This is a genomic window from Flavobacterium faecale (assembly GCF_003076455.1).
GTDB classification, from domain to species: Bacteria; Bacteroidota; Bacteroidia; order Flavobacteriales; family Flavobacteriaceae; genus Flavobacterium; species Flavobacterium faecale.
Window position 1 is genome coordinate 2,347,368 of record NZ_CP020918.1, and the last position, 22,283, is coordinate 2,369,650.

The 22,283-nt window shown below is 36.9% G+C and carries 16 protein-coding genes; 7 read left to right on the forward strand and 9 right to left on the reverse strand.

The window, feature by feature from the left end:
- Nucleotides 1–601 precede the first annotated feature (601 nt).
- Nucleotides 602–1,897, forward strand: coding sequence for a group II intron reverse transcriptase/maturase (ltrA, locus tag FFWV33_RS10165; protein ID WP_108739491.1), 1,296 nt, complete (start codon nucleotides 602–604; stop codon nucleotides 1,895–1,897).
- A 101-nt stretch (nucleotides 1,898–1,998) separates the two neighbouring features.
- Here the strand turns inward: ltrA and FFWV33_RS10170 are convergent, their stop codons facing one another.
- The 3 genes from FFWV33_RS10170 to FFWV33_RS10180 form a co-directional block, all read right to left on the reverse strand.
- Nucleotides 1,999–2,820, reverse strand: coding sequence for a hypothetical protein (locus FFWV33_RS10170; RefSeq protein WP_108740802.1), 822 nt, complete (start codon nucleotides 2,818–2,820; stop codon nucleotides 1,999–2,001).
- 4 nt (nucleotides 2,821–2,824) lie between these two features.
- Nucleotides 2,825–3,388, reverse strand: a complete 564-nt coding sequence (locus tag FFWV33_RS10175) for a hypothetical protein (protein ID WP_245891478.1) — start codon at nucleotides 3,386–3,388, stop codon at nucleotides 2,825–2,827.
- Between the two features lie 205 nt (nucleotides 3,389–3,593).
- Nucleotides 3,594–4,646 (reverse strand): tyrosine-type recombinase/integrase, encoded by a 1,053-nt coding sequence (locus FFWV33_RS10180; protein WP_108742517.1) that lies wholly within the window; start codon nucleotides 4,644–4,646, stop codon nucleotides 3,594–3,596.
- 332 nt (nucleotides 4,647–4,978) lie between these two features.
- Here FFWV33_RS10180 and guaA point away from each other — a divergent pair, with 332 nt between their 5' ends.
- The 3 genes from guaA (at nucleotide 4,979) to FFWV33_RS10195 (ending at nucleotide 9,142) form a co-directional block, all read left to right on the forward strand.
- Nucleotides 4,979–6,508: a glutamine-hydrolyzing GMP synthase gene (guaA, locus tag FFWV33_RS10185; protein ID WP_108740803.1), complete on the forward strand. Its 1,530-nt coding sequence runs from the start codon at nucleotides 4,979–4,981 to the stop codon at nucleotides 6,506–6,508.
- 107 nt (nucleotides 6,509–6,615) lie between these two features.
- Nucleotides 6,616–8,628: an amino acid ABC transporter substrate-binding protein gene (locus FFWV33_RS10190; protein ID WP_108740804.1), complete on the forward strand. Its 2,013-nt coding sequence runs from the start codon at nucleotides 6,616–6,618 to the stop codon at nucleotides 8,626–8,628.
- A 73-nt stretch (nucleotides 8,629–8,701) separates the two neighbouring features.
- Nucleotides 8,702–9,142, forward strand: coding sequence for a hypothetical protein (locus tag FFWV33_RS10195; RefSeq protein WP_108740805.1), 441 nt, complete (start codon nucleotides 8,702–8,704; stop codon nucleotides 9,140–9,142).
- 88 nt (nucleotides 9,143–9,230) lie between these two features.
- Here FFWV33_RS10195 and FFWV33_RS10200 read toward each other — a convergent pair whose 3' ends face one another.
- The gene (locus FFWV33_RS10200; protein ID WP_108740806.1) at nucleotides 9,231–10,247 is read right to left on the reverse strand and encodes a M28 family peptidase; all 1,017 of its coding nucleotides are present in this window, start codon (nucleotides 10,245–10,247) and stop codon (nucleotides 9,231–9,233) included.
- A gap of 282 nt (nucleotides 10,248–10,529) precedes the next feature.
- On the opposite strand from FFWV33_RS10200, the gene rocD reads away from it, so the two are divergent.
- Entirely contained in the window at nucleotides 10,530–11,813 is a 1,284-nt protein-coding gene (rocD, locus tag FFWV33_RS10205) for an ornithine--oxo-acid transaminase (RefSeq protein ID WP_108740807.1), read from the forward strand.
- A gap of 329 nt (nucleotides 11,814–12,142) precedes the next feature.
- A complete protein-coding gene (gene cobA / locus FFWV33_RS10210; RefSeq protein ID WP_108742518.1) occupies nucleotides 12,143–12,934 on the forward strand; it encodes a uroporphyrinogen-III C-methyltransferase in 792 nt (263 codons plus the stop codon).
- 117 nt (nucleotides 12,935–13,051) lie between these two features.
- On the opposite strand, the gene FFWV33_RS10215 is transcribed toward cobA, so the two are convergent.
- The 3 genes from FFWV33_RS10215 to FFWV33_RS10225 all read right to left on the reverse strand — a co-directional run bounded on the left by FFWV33_RS10215 (nucleotide 13,052) and on the right by FFWV33_RS10225 (nucleotide 18,873).
- Nucleotides 13,052–13,600 carry an acyl-CoA thioesterase gene (locus FFWV33_RS10215; RefSeq protein ID WP_108740808.1) on the reverse strand — a complete coding sequence of 183 codons (549 nt, stop codon included), beginning with the start codon at nucleotides 13,598–13,600 and terminating at the stop codon, nucleotides 13,052–13,054.
- A gap of 15 nt (nucleotides 13,601–13,615) precedes the next feature.
- Nucleotides 13,616–15,061 carry a rubredoxin gene (locus tag FFWV33_RS10220; protein ID WP_108740809.1) on the reverse strand — a complete coding sequence of 482 codons (1,446 nt, stop codon included), beginning with the start codon at nucleotides 15,059–15,061 and terminating at the stop codon, nucleotides 13,616–13,618.
- A gap of 296 nt (nucleotides 15,062–15,357) precedes the next feature.
- The gene (locus tag FFWV33_RS10225; protein ID WP_108740810.1) at nucleotides 15,358–18,873 is read right to left on the reverse strand and encodes a nitrate reductase; all 3,516 of its coding nucleotides are present in this window, start codon (nucleotides 18,871–18,873) and stop codon (nucleotides 15,358–15,360) included.
- 384 nt (nucleotides 18,874–19,257) lie between these two features.
- On the opposite strand from FFWV33_RS10225, the gene FFWV33_RS10230 reads away from it, so the two are divergent.
- On the forward strand, nucleotides 19,258–19,806 hold the full coding sequence (locus FFWV33_RS10230) for a chlorite dismutase family protein (protein ID WP_108740811.1): 549 nt from the start codon (nucleotides 19,258–19,260) through the stop codon (nucleotides 19,804–19,806).
- Nucleotides 19,807–19,852: 46 nt separating this feature from the next.
- Here the strand turns inward: FFWV33_RS10230 and lgt are convergent, their stop codons facing one another.
- Both lgt and FFWV33_RS10240 read right to left on the reverse strand, forming a co-directional pair.
- On the reverse strand, nucleotides 19,853–20,674 hold the full coding sequence (lgt, locus tag FFWV33_RS10235; protein ID WP_108742519.1) for a prolipoprotein diacylglyceryl transferase: 822 nt from the start codon (nucleotides 20,672–20,674) through the stop codon (nucleotides 19,853–19,855).
- 267 nt (nucleotides 20,675–20,941) lie between these two features.
- Nucleotides 20,942–22,198, reverse strand: a complete 1,257-nt coding sequence (locus FFWV33_RS10240) for a DUF2254 domain-containing protein (RefSeq protein WP_108740812.1) — start codon at nucleotides 22,196–22,198, stop codon at nucleotides 20,942–20,944.
- Nucleotides 22,199–22,283: the final 85 nt, after the last annotated feature.

Below are 22,283 nucleotides of genomic sequence, written 5' to 3' on the forward strand. Positions count from 1 at the left end.
ATATGATAAAAAACGTTAATTCCACTAAAACCCCAATCTCGCCAAACGGCTGTGTGTGCCCTGCATGAGCAGGAAGCAGATTGTAAATCGTTTGTTCACGATTCGAAATTAAACATTTTGAATTAGAAAACAAATCCTACAGTCTGATATTTTTCCAGAGGGTGCAAGTCCCTTATGAGCGGATTGAAAACCCGAATCATTAGTACGTCGCAAGGTGGTTTATCGTGAGGTATGCACTGAAGGCAGCGAAACGACAAAATCCGGTACTGACGTACAGGAACGTCATATGAGGCAAGTTAACGAGGATAAGCGTCCACAGCAACGTAACGTCCGAAGATTATCAAAATCGTTGATTTGTAGATGACGCAGGAATCGGAGGAAGGAAGAAGCTCTTACCGGGGGAGGTCTTGACAACTACGAGTTGGTTAGGTCAAGAAGTCAGCAGAAGTCATAGTACTTGTGGCAACGAGTTGCAAATAGAAACTGCATAGGTCTCACAATCAAGGAAGGACAGAACGCATTGAGGTTCTTAATTTTCAACGGAATGACGCAAGTTATAGCCCTGAAAAACAAGAACAGGTTAACCGATTAAAACAACAAAATGATTGCACGAGTAGTACATCCTTACAATCTTCAAAAAGCATTGGAACATGTTATTTCCAATCGAGGCAGTGCAGGCGTTGATGGCGTAAAAGTCAGCCAACTCAAAGAAGGTTTTCCGAAACGAAAACCACAACTGCTAGAAGATATTGCAAACGGAAACTACTGCTCACAACCCATTTTGGGAGTAGAAATTCCTAAGGGGAACGGCAAAGTCCGTCTTTTGGGAGTTCCTACCACTACCGACCGAGTGTTGCAACAAGCCGTATCGCAGGTTATAGCACCATTATTCGAAACCGAGTTTAGTAGCAATAGTTTTGGATTTCGCCCCAACAAGAATGCCCGACAAGCCGTTGGACAATCACGGGACTACATCCATCAAGGGTTGAACCACATTGTGGACATTGACCTCAAGAACTTCTTTGATGAAGTAGACCATTGTTTATTACTGAATTTAGTCTATCGAAAAGTGAAATGTAAAACTACGATGCGACTCATCCGAAAATGGTTGCGTGCGCCAATACAAATCAAAGGAAAACTACAGAAAAGACGCAAGGGCGTTCCGCAAGGAAGTCCACTCAGTCCGTTATTGTCGAATATTCTACTCCATGAATTGGACAAAGAAATGACAAGACGCAAATACAAATTTGTACGTTATGCCGATGATTTTAGTATTTATTGTACGAGCCACAACGGGGCAAAAGCGACAGCACAAGCACTTGTTAAATTCTTGAAAACAAAGCTCAAACTGACCATCAACGAGGAGAAAAGCGGGATAAAACGTCCTGTTCACTTCACGATTTTGGGATTCGGATTTGTGCCAACTTACAAGAAAGGAAGCAAGAACGATTATCAATTGGTAGTGGCAGAAAAAGCATGGAAGAAACTAAAAGAAAAGCTCAAAAGCATTAGCCGTAAAACCGCACCAGTCAAACTAGAAGACCGTATTGCCAAGATAAACGAAATTCAGCGAGGATGGTTAAACTATTTTCGGGGAACAAGTATCATGGGAAAATTACGTGACATAGATGGCTGGTTAAGAAACCGACTTCGGTACTGCATTTGGCACGACTGGAAAAAACCCGAACGGAAAAGGAAAAACCTCATACGACTAGGAATTGACCAAGACCACGCCTATGCATGGAGTCGGACTCGAAAAGGTGGTTGGGCGATTGCTCAGAGTCCAATTTTGGGGTCTACCATCACTTTGAAGCGCTTAAAACAAAAAGGGTATCAATCATTAACCGATGTTTATATCGAACTTAACCCATCTCTTTGCGAACCGCCGAATACGTGACCCGTACGTTCGGTGGTGTGAGAGGCGCAGTCCGTCCTATTCGGGGCGGACCCGTCTACTCGATTGTGCGTTCGGCCTTTTAAGTTTGAAATGTCTTTAATTTAAATAGTTGTAACTGAATTAGCTAATCTTCTTTCGTTTCCTTGCCTTGTTGTATAGTAACGTTGCTCAATTCCAAAAAGTAATTTTTTTAGTTCATCTTCAGTTGAAATTGTAAAATTTTCGTCATTTTCGTCAAAGTTCAAATCTTCACAATACTCTCTGATATATATAAAAATCTCGCTTTTTTCTATAGGAGTAAATCTTTGTAAAGTTTCCATTGCCATTGCAATTCTTTTTCTGTTTGCTTTTTTTACGCTTTCTGCTGAATAATTAATATCAAGAGATATAAAGTCACTTAACAAAAACGCCTCTGTTTCTTCTTGAGTTGCTTCTTTATATAATTCATCAATTCCATTAAATATTGTTGTTAACGAAGTTAATCTTTTAAAATATAAAATATCTTCAGTTTTTATATAAATGGCGTCAGGATAATTATTTATTACTATGATTGGTTCATTCACAACCAAAGTTGGTGCAATAGAACATGAAAAGTATTTTTTTTGTATTACTTGACTTGAAGTTAATTTCTGAAAATAATAAATTCCTGTTTGATAGGCACATAAATAATTAATATTATTATAGGCTGTTACAGGAAGTTGATTATAATCTGTAGAAATAAATCGGTGCGTCAAAAAATCAATACAATATTCTTTTTCTGAAAATGCTTCAATTGCAAACCATTCATCATCTTCAAGTTTATAATCTGAATTGTATTCGATTGGATTATCTAAATCATCAGGAAGAGCGAAAATTTCTTCGTTTGATATTACTTTAAAAAAATCTCCTGTTCTACCTTTTGTTTTTGCTAATAAGTGGTTCATATTTTTAATTTTCTTGGTCTATAAAAGTGAAGTCATTAATTCGTTTAAGTTTTGGAAGGTTTATTTTCCTTGGGTCTTTAAGTTCTTTTCTTGAGATAAGGAAAATTTTTATGTTTGTAGCTGTAGTTAAATAATAAAAATGATATCCAAAAATCAGAAACAATGGATTGAAATATAGAGTTTGTGATAGAAATGTGAACAAAAATAAAATCACAAAAACAAAAATTAAAGTGTCACAATACGGTACACTTAATGCTACGAAAAAATAGCCTAAATAACTTGGTAAATAAGCGTTATTAGCTTGTTCTATTTCCTTAATTGCTGAAATGCCATTTTCAATTTCTATGCTTTCGTCAATTAGTTTTGTTGATAAAAATAAACTTAAATAAGTAAAAAGAACTGGTATAGCAAAATATATTGCGTAAGAAACAAAATGCGGTAAATTAAAAATATATACACAAAAATGATTTATTAGTATTTGACTTTTGACTAAATAAACTACTATAATTAATGAAGTCGCATTGAATGTTAAAAATAGACGAAATAGTAAGTTTATAATTCTATACATGATTTTGTTTAATTTAATATTATATTCTATCTGTTTCAACAGGCTGACGCACAACTCTTTAATATACGCAACTCTATTAATTGAAATATATTTAAAGTATTGATTTTTAGCTTTTTAATTCTGACAACATGAAAAAACGCATTGCGTTTTTTCATGTTGTCAAATTCAAGTTTGCGTTCATTTTCCAAAAATAGGAAAAATTGTATTAGAGATTGTCCAAAGGGCTAGTTATTTTTCTTAAATTTTTGTCAGTCACTTCGGTATAGAGTAAAGTTGTTTTAATATCCTTGTGTCCCAAAAGTTCTTGTATGAATCGGATGTCGGTGCCTTGCTCCAATAAATGTGTGGCGTAGCTATGTCGCAAACTATGTATTCCTACAGTTTTGTTTATTTTTGCTTTTAGCATGGCATTTTTAAAGACCTGTTGTGCACTGCGTACACTATATTGACCACCATATTGCCCTTCAAATAAATATATTTGTGGTTTGTATTCGATAAAATAGGAGCGGAGTTGCCCCAAAATACTCTCGGGTAAATTCACATATCGGTCTTTTTTGCCTTTGGCTCTTTCTATAAATACCTGCATCGATTTACTGTCTATATCGGTTATTTTTAGTTTTACAATTTCAGATACTCTTAATCCAAGACCGTAACAAAGTTTTAGCATGGTGTTGTGTTTGATATTTGGGGTAGCGTTGAATAATTTTTTGATATCGGCTGGAGCTATAACTTTGGGGAGTTTTATGGGCATTTTTGGACGTGGCAATTCAATCAAAAAACGTTCTTGTCTAAGAACTTTTTCATAATAAAATTTAATAGCATTTATGCGACTGTGTATGGTTGACTCGGATAGTTTCACCTCATTGATGCAATACAAAATATAGTTGCGTATGTCTTCTATTGTACAAGTTTGTGCCTGCGTTTGGTTCAAGTAACATAGGTAAATACCAAATTCATTGCGATAGGTTTTTAAGGTTGCACTGCTGTAACCCATTAGTTGTATCTGTTCAATAAAACGTTTTAAGGCAATTTGATTTTCTGTTTGAATTTGGGATAATGCCGATTTTCCTTTATTACCTTCAATTTTAAATCGAATTCTGTTTTCTGCGGTATCGGGAAGATGCCAAGCTACTAATGAGGAACTCCATCTAGCGCCCTGAATTTGCTTGATACGTGTGATGAGTTCTGTGTTTTTTTGGAAATAAACGGCGATTCTGCTTTCGCTTTTGTGTTTTATTACATTTGCTGACCACTTCATGCTAACTTGTTTTGATGTTTTAAAGATATTATTTTTTTTCTTACAAATCATCAAAGTAACTTTTTGTTTGCTGCAAATTTCTCGTGAAAAAATGAAATTCTGTTTTCCTCAATCTCGCGTGAGGGGGAGAAGCTAGCTACCGAAGTAGCGCGTATCACCCGACAGTACTATAGAAAGGGGCTTTGTGACTGCAAACTACTTTCAGCCCCTTTTTATAGTGCTGGCACGCCCAAATCACTCTTTTTGTAGGTGCAATAATTCCGTTTTTGAGAGAATGAAAAAAAATTAAATTCCGTTTTTACAATCCAAATTTTAAAAGTAATTTTGCGGTCATGCAACACAACGTACTTATTTTAGATTTCGGATCGCAATACACTCAGCTGATTGCGCGTAGAGTTCGCGAATTAAATATATTCTGCGAAATTTTTCCTTACAATCATTTTCCAGATGATTTGTCCAGTTATAAAGCTGTAATTTTGGGAGGTAGCCCTTTCTCTGTACGCGGAGAAGATGCGCCACACCCAGATTTGTCGCAAATACGAGGCAAATTGCCTATGCTTGCCGTGTGTTACGGGGCGCAATATTTGGCTCACTTTTCGGGTGGCGAAGTTGCGGCATCGAACACAAGAGAGTATGGTAGAGCGAATTTGTCTTATATTAAGGAGGACGAAGTTTTCTTTGAAGGGATTACGCCAAACAGTCAAGTTTGGATGAGTCATAGCGATAGTATCAAGGCGTTACCAACCAATGGAGTTAAACTTGCAAGTACGCACGATGTGGAGTTTGCGGCTTACAAAATTGAAGGGGAAACGACTTATGCGATTCAGTACCATCCAGAGGTTTTTCACTCTACTGAAGGTGGAAAAATGTTGGAGAACTTCTTGGTGAAAATTGCCGAAGTACCTCAAAACTTTACACCAACTGCTTTTGTTGAAGAGATGGTGGCTGAGTTGAAAGAAAAAGTGGGGAATGACAAAGTAGTTTTGGGACTTTCGGGTGGAGTAGATTCTACTGTTGCGGCAGTATTATTGCACCAAGCGATTGGAAAAAACTTGTACTGTATTTTTGTAAATAACGGTTTGCTTCGTAAAAACGAATTTCAAAGTGTACTGGATCAATACGAAGGAATGGGCTTAAACGTAAAAGGAGTAGATGCTTCTCAACGTTTTTATACTGCTTTGGCTGGAGTTACAGATCCTGAATTGAAAAGAAAAGCAATCGGAAATGCTTTTATCGAAGTTTTTGATGCAGAGTCTCACCTTATCGAAGATGTAACTTGGTTGGCCCAAGGAACGATTTATCCTGATGTAATTGAGTCGGTGTCTGTAAAAGGACCTTCGGCTACGATTAAATCACACCACAACGTAGGAGGTTTACCTGATTATATGAAACTGAAAATTGTGGAGCCTTTGCGTATGCTTTTTAAAGATGAAGTGCGTAGAGTAGGAGCAAGTTTAGGAATTGATCCTGAATTGTTAGGAAGACATCCTTTTCCTGGTCCTGGGTTATCGATTCGTATTTTGGGTGATATCACACTAGAGAAAGTACAAATCTTGCAAGATGTAGATAAAGTTTTTATCGACGGATTAAAATCTTGGGGATTGTATGACAAAGTTTGGCAAGCTGGAGCGATTTTGCTTCCAGTGAATAGCGTTGGGGTTATGGGTGATGAGCGTACGTATGAAAAAGTGGTTGCCTTGCGCGCAGTAGAGTCTACTGACGGAATGACGGCGGACTGGGTACACTTGCCTTATGATTTCTTGATGAAGGTGTCAAACGACATTATCAACAAAGTAAAAGGTGTGAATAGAGTGGTGTATGACATCTCGTCTAAACCACCAGCAACGATTGAATGGGAATAGTAAACAGTAGTTTATTGGAATAAATATATAAACGGTATCAAATTTTTGGAATAAAATTTGGTACCGTTTTGTTATCTTTGAAAATATAATTTCTATAAAAATAAATAATGAAGTACATTTTTACCTTAACTCTAAGTTTGTTTTTGGCGGTAAGTACTGGTTTTGCTCAAGGGAAAGCCATTATGCATAAAGTGGTAGCGAGCGAAACGGTGATACAAATTGCCAAAAAGTACCAAGTTACGCCTTATGATATCTACCAGCTTAATCCAGATGCACAACACGGTATTCAGCCCAATATGGTTTTGTTGATTCCGAATAAAACGGGTAACAAACCAACTGTGAAAGCGGCTACTGAAAAGCCTGTTGCAAAAACGGCTGTAACTGCCACAGCTGCACCTAGTAAAATGGTATTGAAAACGACCTCACACGAGGTGTTGCCGAAAGAAACAATGTACGGAATTTGTAAAATGTACAACCTAAGTGCAGAAGAATTGATTGCTGCCAATCCGTTTTTGGCTACTGATGGTGTGCAGATTGGTCAAGTTTTGCTTGTTCCTGCTAAAAACAGTGGTAAAGCACCTGTGAAAACGACGGCTGCAATTGCACCGGTAAAACCAGTTTTTCACGAAGTGTTACCGAAGGAAACTAAATATTCTATTGCAAAACAATACGGCATCTCGATCGCTGAATTGGAAACTAAAAATCCAGAAATTATTCCGAATCTAACCATTGGGTATAATTTGTTGATCAAAGGTTCACGCCCGAAAGAGGTAGTAGCGGCTCCAACTTATGGTGTAAAAACAGAGAATACTGCACTGTCCTCTTGGAATACGCCAAAGCCAATGGCGGAATTCACGACTTATGAGGTGAAGCCGCAAGAAACGATGTACAGCTTATCTAAAAAGTTTAATATAACTCAGGAAGAATTAATTGTACTGAATCCTGATTTGCAAAACGGAGTGAATATTGGGATGAGTTTAAAGGTTCCTGCAAACTCGATTGCTACTTTTCAAAGTAAAAAAGAATTTGGTTCTTTGACCAAAATAATTGCAGAAGGACGTCGCAAACGTTTGGTGCTTTTGTTGCCGTTTAATATTCCGCATGTAGAAAATGATTTTAACAACTCTACTACCGCACGATTGAAGAAGGATAAATTCTTGAACATGACGATGGACTTCTATGCTGGTGCGTTGGTCGCTATTGATTCGGCCAAAGTATTAGGATTGCCAATTGATATCGAAATTTATGATTCTGAAGAGAATAAAAATGGCTCAGATGTGCCAAAAATTATAGCAGAACACAATTTGCAAACTGCCAATGCCATCATTGGACCCTTCTACCAAAGTAATGCAGAGATTGCTGCTCAATTGTTGGCAACGACCAATACACCTGTAATTTCGCCACTTTCCAAAGATGTAGGGAACCCAATGCGTAATTTGTACCAAACGATTCCGTCGCCTGATACGGTGAAAAACACCATGTTTGATTACATGCGTGCACAAGGAGGAAACATTATGGCTGTTGTAGACAAAAAGAAAACATCTATTATTGAGTATCTAAAATCAAATCAAAAAAGTGTACCCTTTGTAGCTTTTACCGATCGAGGTAGTGTATCTGTAGAAAGCTTTAAAAGTCTTTTGGTCAAAGGTCGAATGAATTATGTCGTGATGGAGACAGGAAATACTTGGATGATCAAAACCACGATTTCGATGATGTTGAATGTGATGAAAGACTACCAAGTTCAGTTGGTTATTTTAGAACCAAACGATACCTTGAATTTTGAAGAAATTAAAATAGATAATTTGGTAAAATTGAAATTAATGTATCCTTCTGTAACGCGTGAGAACATAAGCCCTGAGGGAATGGTTTTTGATCGAAATTTCAAAAATACCAATAATATTTTCCCAGGTGTGTATGCAACACGTGGGTTTGATGTGACCTTTGACACGATGATGCGTTTGGTGCAAGATGTGAAGTTTGAACAAACCGTAAACGCAGTAGCAACAAAGCAAGTGGATAATAAATTTGAATATTACCGTAAAGCAGATGGCGGATACACCAACAAAGGTGTTTTTATCTTGTATTACGATACTGACTTGATGATCAAAGAAGCAAATTAAACCTAAGTAGAAAGCAAAGTAATAGCTTACGCTATATTTTAAAAAGATTGAACTAGAAATTATATAAAGTAAAATGAAAATAAACCTAAAGAACGGGATTGATAAATTGCTTTTTGGAATGAAACAAAAAGATGTAGTGGCCTTATACGGTAAGCCTACAAAAGAATATAAAGACGAAGACGAGAATTTAATTTTGGTTTATAATGACTTAAAAATGCGTCTTACGTTTTATAAAGACGAGGAGTTTAAGTTAGGGTACATCGTTGGGTCTAGCCTTGATTTGGATTTGTCAGGTAGTAAAATCATCGGAAAAAAAATTGCTGATGTAAAAAAGGATTTAGCTAAAAAAAGCATCACTAAGTTTACACAAGAAGAGTTTGATACTTTTGAAAATTACTTCAACGAAGAAAACTGGATTATTTTTCAGACTGAATTTGATGAGGTGGTGAAATTTGAAATCGGAGCGATTATCAATCAAAAAGATGAATTTGATTGGAAGTTTGGAAAAAAATAACCAAGGAAAAATAAATAGAAAAAGCCACTAATTGTAATCATTAGTGGCTTTTTTAGGTTTTGTGATTATCGTATCTCGAATTCGATATCTATTTTTTATCTATAGTAATTCTGTTTTCACGATTGGCAAGTTCCCACGCAACAGCAAAGGCAAGTTTTGTTCTTTTGGTTAAGGCATCAAACTCTATTTTTTCTACAGTGTCAGTGCTTCGGTGGTAGTCTGCATGTACACCATTGAAAAAGAAAACAGATGGAATTCCAAATTTTGCAAAATTGTAATGGTCTGAACGTTCGTAAAAATGGTTGGGGTCATTTGTTGCTGTATATCTAAAGTCTAAATCTAGTTTGGTTGTTTTTTCGTTAGCAGCGACTACTATGTTAAGTAAATCAGTTGAGAGTCTTTCGGCACCAATTACATACACGTAGTTATTGCTTGCAACATGCTCAACATCACGACGGCCAATCATATCAATGTTAATGTCACTAACGGTATTTTTTAGTGGATACAAAGGATGTTCAGAATAATATTTCGAACCCAAAAGTCCGTGTTCTTCACCCGTTACATGCAAGAATAGAATAGATCTTTTTGGACCATGCCCTTCTTTTTGAGCGATCTTAAAAGCTTGTGCAATTTCTAGCAAAGCCACCGTTCCTGAACCATCATCATCGGCACCGTTAAATATTTTTCCGTCTTTGATTCCGATATGGTCGTAATGCGCTGAGATAACAATGACTTCCTCTGGTTTTTCAGATCCTTTGATAAAAGCTGCAATGTTTTCAGAGGGTGCTAATAGATCTCCTTTTCGCGTTTTTAATGCAGAGGATGGAACTGCCTGTAAATAATTGGTAGTGTTGTCAGCGGCTACGATATTATTCTTTTTGTAGTGACCAATCAAATATTGCCCAGCTGCTTTTTGTCCTTCCGAACCTGTTTCGCGCCCTTGCATTGCGTCTGAGGCAACAGTGTATAAGTGGTCTTTTAATTCAGATTCTGTTATGGTCTTGCTGTATTTTGTTACTAAATCGGCAGGATTTGCATCTATGGACTTGGTATTGGCACAAGAAACAGCCAAGGCAGCGGTGATAAAAAGAATAGTTTTTTTCATTTCTAAAAAGAATAGGGGAGATGAATAATAGTGTTTTATTGTGGTGGTATTTTATTGAAAACGAGTCCGCTACCATTGACGTAACGATCAGTATTGTTTGTTTTTGAACTGCGAATGTACATTATATTTCTATTTTTTGAACATATTGGTAGTGAATTGTTACTTAAAAAGGCAGATTTGAATAGATTGTTATCGAATTTATATTCGCTTTTGGCTATTTTTTACGATCAAAACTCAAACTAAAGCGTTATTTTTGTGTCTTAACTAACAATACAATAAAATATGCAACAATTTCAAGGCGAACTATCTTCGAAATCAGAATCTTTAATTGCTAAAGAAAATAAATACGGTGCTCACAATTACCATCCGTTACCCGTAGTATTGGATAGAGGAGAAGGAGTATACGTTTGGGATGTTGATGGAAAACAGTATTTTGATTTTTTATCTGCTTATTCAGCAGTGAATCAAGGGCACTGTCATCCTAAAATTGTTGGTGCTATGGTGAAACAAGCGCAAACGTTGACCTTGACTTCAAGAGCTTTTCACAACGACCAATTGGGTGTTTATGAAGAATACATTACCAAATATTTTGGATTTGACAAAGTATTACCAATGAATACAGGTGCAGAAGCGGTAGAAACTGCTTTGAAATTGTGTAGAAAATGGGCTTATGAGGTAAAAGGAATAGCTGAGAATCAAGCACAAATTGTAGTTTGTGAAAATAATTTTCACGGTAGAACGACAACAATTATTTCGTTTTCGAATGATGAAGGTGCTCGCAAGAGTTTTGGTCCGTTTACCGAAGGATTTATAAAAATCCCTTACGATGACATTGCAGCATTAGAGGAAGTTTTGTCTTCATCATCAAATATTGCAGGATTTTTGGTAGAACCTATTCAAGGTGAAGCAGGCGTATACGTACCAACGGAAGGTTATTTAGCGAAAGCAAAAGCACTTTGCGAAAAGCACAATGTATTGTTTATTGCAGATGAGGTACAAACAGGGATAGCACGTACAGGACGATTATTGGCAACTTGTGGGAACTGCAGTTGTACAGACGGTTGTGAAAACAAACCAGAAGTAAAAGCAGATATATTGATTTTGGGAAAAGCAATTTCGGGTGGTGTATATCCAGTTTCGGCAGTTTTGGCCAATGATGCGATTATGAATGTGATCAAACCAGGACAACACGGATCTACTTTTGGAGGTAATCCTGTTGCAGCCGCTGTAGCCATTGCGGCACTAGAGGTTGTAAAAGAAGAAAAACTAGCCGAAAACGCAGAACGTTTGGGAGTGATATTGAGAGACGGACTGAATAAAATTGCAGCCAGCAACTCATTGATCACACTTGTACGCGGAAAAGGTTTGTTGAATGCGATTGTAATTGATTGTGATGAAGAGTCAGATTTGGCCTGGAATATCTGCCTAAAATTTAGAGACAATGGTTTGTTGGCGAAACCGACACACGGAAACAAAATTCGTTTGGCGCCACCATTGGTAATTACTGAGGCGCAGATTGTAGAATGTTTGGCTATTATCGAAAAATCGTTAAACGAATTTAAATAAAAATAGTGGCCGCAAAAAAATAGCAGTTAACTCGCTCCACTTAGTAAAGCAGGTTCGAAAGGGAATTATTGCTAAAGTAATTGGATGTAATTAGCGGTTTACCTATCAGAATGAAGTTAAAATAAAAATGTGTAGCCAGCGAAAGCTACTCAAATACTTAAATTAAATTATTTTTGTTACTTATGATTACGTATTAATACTTATATTTGTATAAGTATTTTTGCGTAACTAAGTAGTGATAATTTAATTTAGAAGATAACATGTTCAAATTTTTAAACCATTGGGTGAGGGAATCCAAAGTTATTTTCGAATTATTAAAGGAAGAAAAAATGAATAAATCAAATACACCAAAATTAACGATAGTAGGTGCAGGACCTGGAGATGTAGAGTTAATTACTGTAAAAGCAATAAAAGCACTTGAAGCTGCAGATGTAGTTTTATATGATGCTTTGGTTAATGAAGATTTATTGCAATACGCAAGCAATGCAGAAATTGTTTTTGTAGGCAAGCGCTTAGGGTGCCATGCTTATAGCCAAGACCAAATCAATGAACTAATTGTTGCCTTGGCGCAGCAACATGGGCATGTAGTACGTTTGAAAGGTGGTGATCCTTTTATCTTTGGTCGTGGAAGTGAGGAAATTGAATTTGCTCATGAAAACGGACTAGAAACAGCGATTGTTCCTGGTATTTCATCTTCTATGGGGGTACCGGCATTAAACGGGATAAGTTTGACGCAACGCAAAGTAGCTGAAAGCTTTTGGGTGATTACAGGTACAACCTCAGATCATAAATTGTCTAAAGATGTGATACTTGCTTCACAATCTGCGGCGACAGTAGTGATCTTGATGGGGATGCATAAGTTAAACGAAATAGTAGCCGTTTATAACGAAAATAGAACGGATGATTTGCCGATAGGAATTATTCAAAATGGTACGCGTGCTGATCAAAAGAAAGTAATTGGTACCATGAGCACGATTTTGAATTTGGTTAAAGACCAGCAAATATCCTCCCCAGCGATTATCGTAATTGGCGAAGTAGTAGGAAATATTTCGAAACTGACAGATTACTTAGAAATTGAAAACCTAGAAGACGAATTTGTTTACCAAAACTTAAGTTTCTAAATTGAACTTTAAAATAGATTATAAAAAAAAAACAGCTTTTAGCTGTTTTTTTTTGCTTTCAACCATAAAAAAATCCCATTCGTATTGAATGGGATTGGTTTTTTATGTTTTTGAATTTTACTGTAACTCTACTTTAATATTGTATTTGTTTGAGTTTAAGATAGAATCAATAGAGCCAAAAGTGGCTACATTTTTTTGCTCTTCTTTCAATTTTTTCATTTCGATTTGTCTCAAACAGTTTTGAAAACGACTTACCTCTTTCAAAGTGGTCAAAATCAAACCAGGAACGAGTGATGTCTTTCCTTCGCTATCTTTGGAAACCATTGTAAAGTAAGACGAATTACAGTGTTTTATGACTCCTGTTTGAATATTTTCGGCCTCGACACGTATACCTACGATCATGGAGGTTCTCCCTACATAATTCACGCTGGCTTTCATGCTTACTAATTCGCCAACTTCTATTGGCATCAAAAAGTTTACGGTATCTACAGAAGCCGTTACGCAATAGTTACCACAAAACTTAGACGCACAAGCAAAAGCAATCTGGTCCATAAGGGAAAGAATATAACCTCCGTGAATTTTACCACTAAAATTGGTATGTGATGGCAGCATTAATTCGGATATCGTAATGTGAGATGAGGTAACTGTTTTGAAAGTAGTATTCATGTATTCGTTCTTAGATTATTGTATTTCTTGTGTTTCTGTGCTCAAAGCTATGAAATTATTTTTTGGCGCTTCGCAAAGTGAGCAACAATAGTCAGCAGGCAAGTCCTCAAACAGTGTTCCAACAGGAATATCTTGGTGTAAATCACCATATTTTGAGTTGTAAACCGTCAAGCAGTCTTGACATTGGTACACATCTTGAACCATTACTTCTTTTTTAGGAATCTTGCTTTCGGTAGTGCTGTCAAGAATAGTATTCCCCAATTGATCAAAATATTTTTTACTAAGTTCGATCAAAATGTTAGGCAGTTCTAGTTTATCAACATCTTGTGCGTGTACAATGTACTCGCGACTATTGGCATCGAAATTTTTGGCATACAAAACATTGAAGGTATCACGTATTTTGATAGATTCCAGTTCTTTGGGCAATTGGTTTTTTTCGACAACTATCGAAGTGAAGTAATGCCCATCACGATTGTAATCTGCAATTCCAAAGGTAAGTCCGTAGGTACTGATATCAAATTGATCAAGGGTACGCACAAGGAACGTTTTTAGATTCAAAGCCCATTCTGTAGCCACCGGTAAATGCCAGTTCAACTCCAACAAAGAGTGGCGGACATTGATTCCGTTTTTACCAAGAAATTTTTCCCATTCTAACTTTTTATCTTTCGGAATCCCTTTTACAATAAATGATTTCCAGGGTGTGATGCATATTTTACCGATTTTACATTCGAAACACAAATCGCATAATTCCTGTAAAAATTTAAGGTCATATTGATTGTTTCTCCAGTACAATCCTAGCCAATATTGGTCGATTCCGAGTCGGTTCATCCCTTCGTAATAAGGGAAAGGATAAAACGGAACATGCAACGGCGCATCTATTGTTCTATTATTGGAGTCTAAAGCTTCGCTAACTAAGCTAAAAATCATGTCGATACCACATGACTCTTGGCGTACAACTTTTTCTATTTCGTAATAAATAGTGGCAATATCCCAAGTGTAAATCAATACAGGATAGACCTCCATGCGTTCCCACTTGGGTAGGCGTACGTATAGGAACCAGTAATCTTCATGCTCAGAAGCAATAAAATTGATGTGGCCAGTAAACAAAGGGACCAATTGCTGCTTTGGATCGGTTATATTGACCTTTAGATCAGGTTGCTCTTTGAATTGTTCTAATATATAAAGTAATTTGTTTCCAGTGAGCCATGGCGTATCACGCAATAAGTCAGAAGAAACGTAGGAGGATACAATATTGTTTCCGCTAGTTTCATTTGGCAGAACAAAATGATGTTTGCCCGCTTTTTCTGGTGGTAAAGATTGGAAACCTTTAGGAAAAATAATGTCTTGTCTGGACCCAAAAGAGATGGTATCAAGTCCTTGTTCTAAGGCCATATTTGCGATTTCTTTTAATTCACTAGGTGATAAAACGCCTCCTTTTACTATCAATCGTGTTAATTCCATTTTTTTCTACTTTAGAGTGTGCTAGTTTTTGTTTGAATCGAATGCCATGCTACCAATTTTTTTCTTTCGAATAAAAAAACTAAGGATGGCGAACAAAACCTGCAACACTAATTGTTATTGGTCTCAAATAGTATGTTAAACGAGGCACTTTGAGTACGACTCGTTTTTTTTATTTTTTGATTACTGATTTTTTTCGAATAAGAAAGCGATACACTTTACAAATCAATAGTATCAGTGGTTATTTTTGCATCCATTATTGCTGCTAATCCATTGCTTAAAAGCAGTTATAACGGAAATTATTTAATTTTAGATAAAATCTCTTTCACTTCGGTTTTGCAACTCCCGCATCCAAGACCTGCGCCAGTGGTTTTGCACAATTCGGTAAAATTGGTGCAACCGCTTTTTATAGCTTCTTCAATATTTCCGCTTCCTACTTGGCTGCAAGAGCACACGAGCTTACCAATTACGGGCTTTGCTTGTGAGCCGCTCCCTCGCAGTAGCATTTCTCGTTTGTCAGACAATTCGATTTTGCTTTCGATCATGGTTTTGAATTCGGCAAATTCATTTTTGTCTCCCATCAAAATGGCGCCTACGAGCAGATCATTTCGAACCACACATTTTTTATAATACCTTTTCTTCAAGTCGGTAAAGACTATTTCTTCATAGGAATCATCATTTTCTGGGAAATCAATTTGACCAATGCTGCAAAGGTTGATGTCTTCGAGTTTTAAAATATTCATTAAAACAGAACCTTTGTAGTAACTGCTAATATCGCCTCCGATAAAGTTAGCCAAAATATCCGCTTGTTCCTCTGCGGCAGATGTGATTCCGAACAGCTGATTGTTGAACTCTGCAATTTCGCCAATGGCAAAAATATTTGGTTGAGAGGATTGCAAGTATTGGTTTACCTTAACGCCACGACCACAAGCTACACCGGTTTCCTTGGCAATTTCTATATTCGGAATCGTTCCAATGGTATACACGATAGCATTGGCAGTAAGGATACGTCCACTTTTAAGGCCAATTTCTAGTTCATTATCATTATCAGTATCGAAAACAGTGCTGACTTCATTGTCAAAATAAATTTGAATGTCTCTCAGTTGTACTTCTTCGGCCAATAATTTGCAAGAAACGCGATCCAGTTGTCTCTCCATCAATCGAGAGGCACGCTGAATAATGGTGATTTTTACTTTTTTGTGTTTAAGTGCAGCGGCCAATTCTAGTCCTAATAAACCACCACCAACAATAACCACATGTTGCTCTTCAGATTTTAATTTGGTTCCATCCAAATAATTTTTGAGACGGTCGGCATCTTCTTTTCGACGCATAGTAAAACGGCCTGGGAGGTGCAATTGTGCATTTTCAGGAACAAAAGGTCGACTACCCGTGGCTAGAATAAGCGAGTCATACGTATGTACAATGCCTTTGCTGTCGGTAATAAGGTTGTCCGTTTTATTGATACTTTCGATAGAAACACCCGACTTCATTGTAATATTTAGTTTACTCAATGAGTCAGCCTTTATTTTTTGTAGGCTCTCCCACGAGAGTTCGTCTGTAACATACTCGGGTAAAAGAACACGGTTGTAAAAAGGATTTTCTTCGTTCGAAAACACAATTATTTCATCCGTGGTATTGATCTCACGGTAGTTTTGAATAAATCTAAAAGCGGCTGCTCCTGCACCTACAACGGCAATTTTTTCAAAAGGTTTTTCGTATTTAACTACTGCAACTGTTGTGAATTTAAAATCGGGCTCTTTTGAGATCGGATCCACCACTGTATTGGTCAGATTATTGGCTCTATTAAGATCATTGTCCAATTGTTTACCCCAATGCATCGGCAAGAAAACTACACCTTCTTTGATAGTGTCAGTGACTTTGGCTTTGACACGAACTTCTCCGTTCTCACTTGAAACAACCACAATATTACCATCTTCTATTCCGGTTTTGAAAGCATCAATGGGGTTTATTTCGAGTGTTGGACTCGGAATATGAGATAGCAATCGAGATACTTTTCCTGTTTTGGTCATCGTGTGCCATTGGTCTCGAATACGACCCGTGGTCAAGATAAATGGATGTTTGTCTGTGGGTTGCTCAGAGGTATTATCTATGGAAGTTGGTAAGTTAAAAATCGCTTTTTGAGATGGAGTATAAAACTTTTTGTCTGTAAATAATCGTGCTGTTCCGGGGTGTCCATAATCTGGAACGGGCCATTGGAAAGTACCTTCATTTTTAAGACGCGTATAATTTAGGAACGAAATATCAATCTTGGTATTTTTGGTTAAAGCACAATATTCCTTGTAAATATCTTCGGCAGAATTATAATTGAAACCATTGAAATTCATTTTTTTTGCAAAGCGAATTAGGATTTCGATATCCGAAAGTGCTTCACCAGGAGGATTGATTCCTTTAGGTAAATAAGATATTCTCCTTTCAGAGTTGGTCATTGTACCTTCTTTTTCCAACCATCCAGCAGCAGGCAGCAGTAGATCGGCGTACTTTGCCGTATCAGACTTGTGTGAGATATCTTGAACCACAACAAATTTGGCATTCGCTAAGGCTTTTTCTACCCTGCGTACATCAGGCATGCTCACGAGAGGATTGGTACAAATGATCCAAACCGCTTTCATCTTGCCCGATTCTAATGCATCAAACATTTCGGTAGCCGTCAAGCCTGGTTTTTCAGATATGGAATCTACGCCCCAAAAATCGGCTACTTCTTGGCGGTGTTCAGGGTTTGCCAGTTCTTTGTGTACTGCCAGTAAATTGGCCATACCACCAACTTCACGACCGCCCATTGCATTGGGTTGGCCCGTGAGTGAAAAAGGTCCAGAGCCTGGTTTACCTACATGTCCCGTAATTAATGAAAGATTTAGCAAAGCAGTATTTTTATCTACACCAATGGCACTTTGGTTAAGTCCCATGGCCCACATGGAGATGAAACCTTTGGCTTTCGCAATAATTTCAGCCGCTTGTTTGATTTCGCTAATAGGAATTCCGCACAATTGAGAAGCTTTTTCTAATGAGGTTCCGACAACCATATTTTTGTAGGCTGCGTAGTTTTCGGTATGATTTATTATAAAGTCATTATCAATATATCCTTTGTCGATCAGGCATTTTGCAATGGCATGGTACAAGTAAATATCAGATCCAGGTAAAATTTGCAAATGCAAATCGGCTGTTAGGGCTGAATCTGTTTTGCGAGGATCTACGACTATAATTTTTGTTTTGGGATTTTTCTCTTTGTGTTGCTCAATTCTCCTAAAAAGAATCGGGTGGCACCAAGCAGGATTTGCACCAGTGATTAAAAACGTATCGGCTAGCTCAATATCATCATAAGAGATAGGCACAGAATCTTCGCCAAACGTTTTTTTGTATCCCACCACTGCAGAACTCATGCACAGTCGGGAGTTGGTGTCAATATTATTTGTTTTCAAAAAACCTTTGACTAGTTTGTTGACCAGATAGTATTCCTCTGTCAAACATTGACCAGAGACATAAAATCCAACACTATCGGGACCGTGTTTTTTAATGATCGAAGCAAATACAGCGGCAGCACGATCAAGTGCTTCGTCCCAATTTACTCTCTCGAGCGGGTGTGATTTGCTCCAACGCATTTCGGGATACAAAATTCGATCAGAAACATCATTAGCAACATAGTGCAAATTCATTCCTTTAGAACAAAGCATTCCTCTGTTTACTGGGTGATCTTTGTCTCCTTTTACGCTTATTCCATTATTAGAATCCTTGGTGACAATTATTCCACATCCTACACCACAATAGGAACAGGTTGTTTTTATTTCTGAATTTTGCATTGCTGATTTACTTTGTTGTTACTAAAACGTAGTCTTATCTATTTTGATGTTGTAAAAATACGTATTTTTACGTATAAATACGTAGTTCTATGTCTTTTTTTTCTATTTTTACTAAAAATTATGAATTCCTAGTACGTAGCATGATTTATTGAGGTAATGACAAATACTATGGCTAAACTGAAGAAATGTATTGATTTTTGAACCATGAGCAACTGCTGCAATGATATAGAAACCTATTTTTTACTATTCGAATATTCTAAAACCTGCCAAAAAGCAAGGTTTTTAATGTAATAAATAGGGTACGGTTTAACAATAGAAAAGTATATTTAGGTAACAAACGAGATAACACTAATTGAGTAGAAGGCTATTCAAAAAAACAACAACATGAACAATATTATTTTTGACTTTATAGGCGGAAAAACAGGAGATTGGAAGGTGCTAAAGACAACCACATTGGCAGGAGATTCCTTGCCGAAAGTGACACATATCGATAAGATTCAGAGTTCGTTACTGAATCGATTTGAAGGGTTGTGGTCATTAAAAGGTACCATTAGTAATTTGCGTTATACCCAAAAAGAAGAGAAAGTACAACTCGAAGCCAAGCAGCCTGATCTTGGTCGAAAAAAAGCAACTTATGCCGCTTTGATTCCGATTAAAAAAAGTGAAGCATGGTGGAGTCTAGCCCAAGACGAGCGAAGAGACGTCATGGAAAAACAATCTAAGCACATGCATCATGGTATGAAATACTTACCAGCCATTGCCCGTCAGCTCTTTCATTCGAGAGATATAAATGAGCCTTTTGATTTTTTGACTTGGTTCGAATTTGCTCCCGAGGACGAACCTGCATTCAATGAATTGCTAGGAATTATGCGTAAATCTGAAGAATGGAAATACGTAGAAAGAGAGATTGATATTCGAATGGTAAGAGTATAATGTCTAGTCACGACTTTCCTTATTTTCGAACAGCATAACTTTCGAACTAAGTAGTCTTTTTTAAATTTCGAATAACAAAAAATAGCCCAATAATAATAAACGGAATACTTAGTAATTGCCCCATATTTAATGACATACCTTCTTCAAAATCGGATTGATTGATTTTTAAGAATTCGATTAAAATACGCATGATAAAGATCAAAGTGACCGATAGTCCAAAATAAAAGCCATTCCCCATTTGAAATTTGTCGCTTTTATAGATCGAAAACACTACTATAAAAATGATGAAGTAGGTGACAGCCTCGTACAATTGAGTTGGATGTCTAGGTATTGAATCTATTTGTTTAAAAACGAAAGCCCACGGCATCGTTGTTGGATTTCCAATCATTTCTGAGTTCATTAAATTGGCCAATCGAATAAAAGTAGCGCCCAATGGAGCGACGATAGCAATAAGATCCAGAATAGTCAGGTATTTAATTTTGAATTTTTTGGAGTACAAATAAAGGGAGAAAATCAATCCTACGGTACCGCCATGACTGGCTAAACCTGCATATCCTATGAAGTGGTAAGTTCCGCTACTGTTCTTCTGAATCGGTAAAACGATTTCTATAAGGTGTTGCGAAAAGTAATCAAAGTCATAAAAAAGGCAATGCCCTAATCGTGCTCCCACAAAAATCCCAACAATTCCGTATAAGAATAATGATTCGTGAGCGTCTTTGTCTAGATTTTCATCTTTAAAAATGCCTTTCAGGATAAACATGCACAAAACCAGTCCGGTTGCAAATAAGAGTCCGTAGTATTTTAATGGGAAGCCATAAATATTTACAATCTCCGAATTTATATCCCAGTTTACGTATAATGATGTCATTTCTGTTTTCTTTTTTAGCGCATCCAAAAGTAGCCAAAATCTTTGAGCCAATGAAAAATTTTAGACGGTAAGAATGTAAAGGCTCCGTTAAGGTTCTCTTTCTAATGACTAAGGGAATTAGAATAGCAATTTTTCTTGAGAGAACTATCGATTTAAATGTTCTCTATTGAATGAAACAAGTTCAAAGGAGCATCGTTTATTCGAAAATTTAAAAATAGATTTTAAAGGTTTGATCCGTTTTTTAAAATAGATGCCATTATACTCTATCTATTCGTTAAATAAGCAATGCTGTTTCAAAGTTTCAATATCTTTTTCAAAATCCAATGCAATTTGGGCTCTTTGGAGTGCTTCGGCTGAGTTTCGCATCGCTGCTTCCTTGATATCTGTTTGATTAATGGTGTGTAGTGCGGTGAATGTTTTTTGCAATCGCAACATCAATTCGATCGTACCGGCACCATCTCGTGCGATAGGTCTAAAAGCATCTTCAAAAAAGTCATCCATTGCAATTTTTGGTACTTCAATACGGTCGTAAACTGTTTTTTCAATATGACTATTTTTGTTTGACTTATTCCATAAAAAGAACAATCGTTCATGGCAACCCACAATTTGAATAGCCGTGCCGGGATCGTTAATTCCGGGTGACAAGGCTCTACTAGCAATTTCAGATAGGGCTATCAAACCAAATCTTGGATCATGATTATAAAGTCTTGTGCTACCTATCTGCAGGGTTTCAGCAATTTTTTGAGTAATAGGAGCGCTAAGTGGATTCTGCGATGATTGGATCCATGCAATCGTAGAATGTTTATTCACAAAAGCACCTGGAAGGCAGTTTATTCTAATTTTTAATTCGTGTTCTACTGCGATTTTTTGAAGCGCATCCAAATCAATTTTCTGAACATATCCAATATCCTGCGCAAGAATACTTTGACCATTTGGGAACTCGCCAATAATAGGCATCGCCTTTAGAGTAGGATGTTGTATGTACGCTTCTAGTGATTGGGTGGCAACGTTTTCAACTTGAGAGATAGTGTTCTCCAATCGACCTAAGCGAGAAATCTTGTCCACCCAATGCAAGAACGTCAGGATCACCACGGTAAAAAATAAGATGGTAACAACAAACAATACAAAGCGTCCTGTTTTGCCATAATACCCGTTGTTTAGTGCAATTGTAGCCACAATACTAAAGATGAAGGCACCAATAAATACAGCTAAAGCATTCAGGGAAACATCATCTGTAACGATAATCTTAAAGGATCTGGGAGTAGCATTATTACTTGCGGAGGTAAAAGCAGAAACCATGGAACCAACTGCGAATATTGAAATCACCAACATGGTATTGGCGATGGTGTCTAAAAGTCCTTCAATCGAATCTGCTTTGATATCAGGAACAAGTTCACTGAATCCAAAACCATCTGCCAAACGTGCAAATAGCGCTGCTGCAACAGAGAATAAGCAAAATAACAAGGGCTTAAACCATAATTTATGACTAAAAACCCTATAGTATTTAAGGATTATCTGATTCATATTTTTTGTTTTATTTTTATAAATGATGCTCGATCATTTCATGTGATTTGTAAAAATAGGTTTTTAAAAATAGTGACAAACTATT

Bases quoted from the DNA above. Each gene is read 5' to 3' on its own strand.
- ltrA (WP_108739491.1), top strand. From the start codon at position 602: ATGATTGCACGAGTAGTACATCCTTACAATCTTCAAAAAGCATTGGAA.
- FFWV33_RS10170 (WP_108740802.1), bottom strand. From the start codon at position 2,820: ATGAACCACTTATTAGCAAAAACAAAAGGTAGAACAGGAGATTTTTTT.
- FFWV33_RS10175 (WP_245891478.1), bottom strand. From the start codon at position 3,388: ATGTATAGAATTATAAACTTACTATTTCGTCTATTTTTAACATTCAAT.
- FFWV33_RS10180 (WP_108742517.1), bottom strand. From the start codon at position 4,646: ATGAAGTGGTCAGCAAATGTAATAAAACACAAAAGCGAAAGCAGAATC.
- guaA (WP_108740803.1), top strand. From the start codon at position 4,979: ATGCAACACAACGTACTTATTTTAGATTTCGGATCGCAATACACTCAG.
- FFWV33_RS10190 (WP_108740804.1), top strand. From the start codon at position 6,616: ATGAAGTACATTTTTACCTTAACTCTAAGTTTGTTTTTGGCGGTAAGT.
- FFWV33_RS10195 (WP_108740805.1), top strand. From the start codon at position 8,702: ATGAAAATAAACCTAAAGAACGGGATTGATAAATTGCTTTTTGGAATG.
- FFWV33_RS10200 (WP_108740806.1), bottom strand. From the start codon at position 10,247: ATGAAAAAAACTATTCTTTTTATCACCGCTGCCTTGGCTGTTTCTTGT.
- rocD (WP_108740807.1), top strand. From the start codon at position 10,530: ATGCAACAATTTCAAGGCGAACTATCTTCGAAATCAGAATCTTTAATT.
- cobA (WP_108742518.1), top strand. From the start codon at position 12,143: ATGAATAAATCAAATACACCAAAATTAACGATAGTAGGTGCAGGACCT.
- FFWV33_RS10215 (WP_108740808.1), bottom strand. From the start codon at position 13,600: ATGAATACTACTTTCAAAACAGTTACCTCATCTCACATTACGATATCC.
- FFWV33_RS10220 (WP_108740809.1), bottom strand. From the start codon at position 15,061: ATGGAATTAACACGATTGATAGTAAAAGGAGGCGTTTTATCACCTAGT.
- FFWV33_RS10225 (WP_108740810.1), bottom strand. From the start codon at position 18,873: ATGCAAAATTCAGAAATAAAAACAACCTGTTCCTATTGTGGTGTAGGA.
- FFWV33_RS10230 (WP_108740811.1), top strand. From the start codon at position 19,258: ATGAACAATATTATTTTTGACTTTATAGGCGGAAAAACAGGAGATTGG.
- lgt (WP_108742519.1), bottom strand. From the start codon at position 20,674: ATGACATCATTATACGTAAACTGGGATATAAATTCGGAGATTGTAAAT.
- FFWV33_RS10240 (WP_108740812.1), bottom strand. From the start codon at position 22,198: ATGAATCAGATAATCCTTAAATACTATAGGGTTTTTAGTCATAAATTA.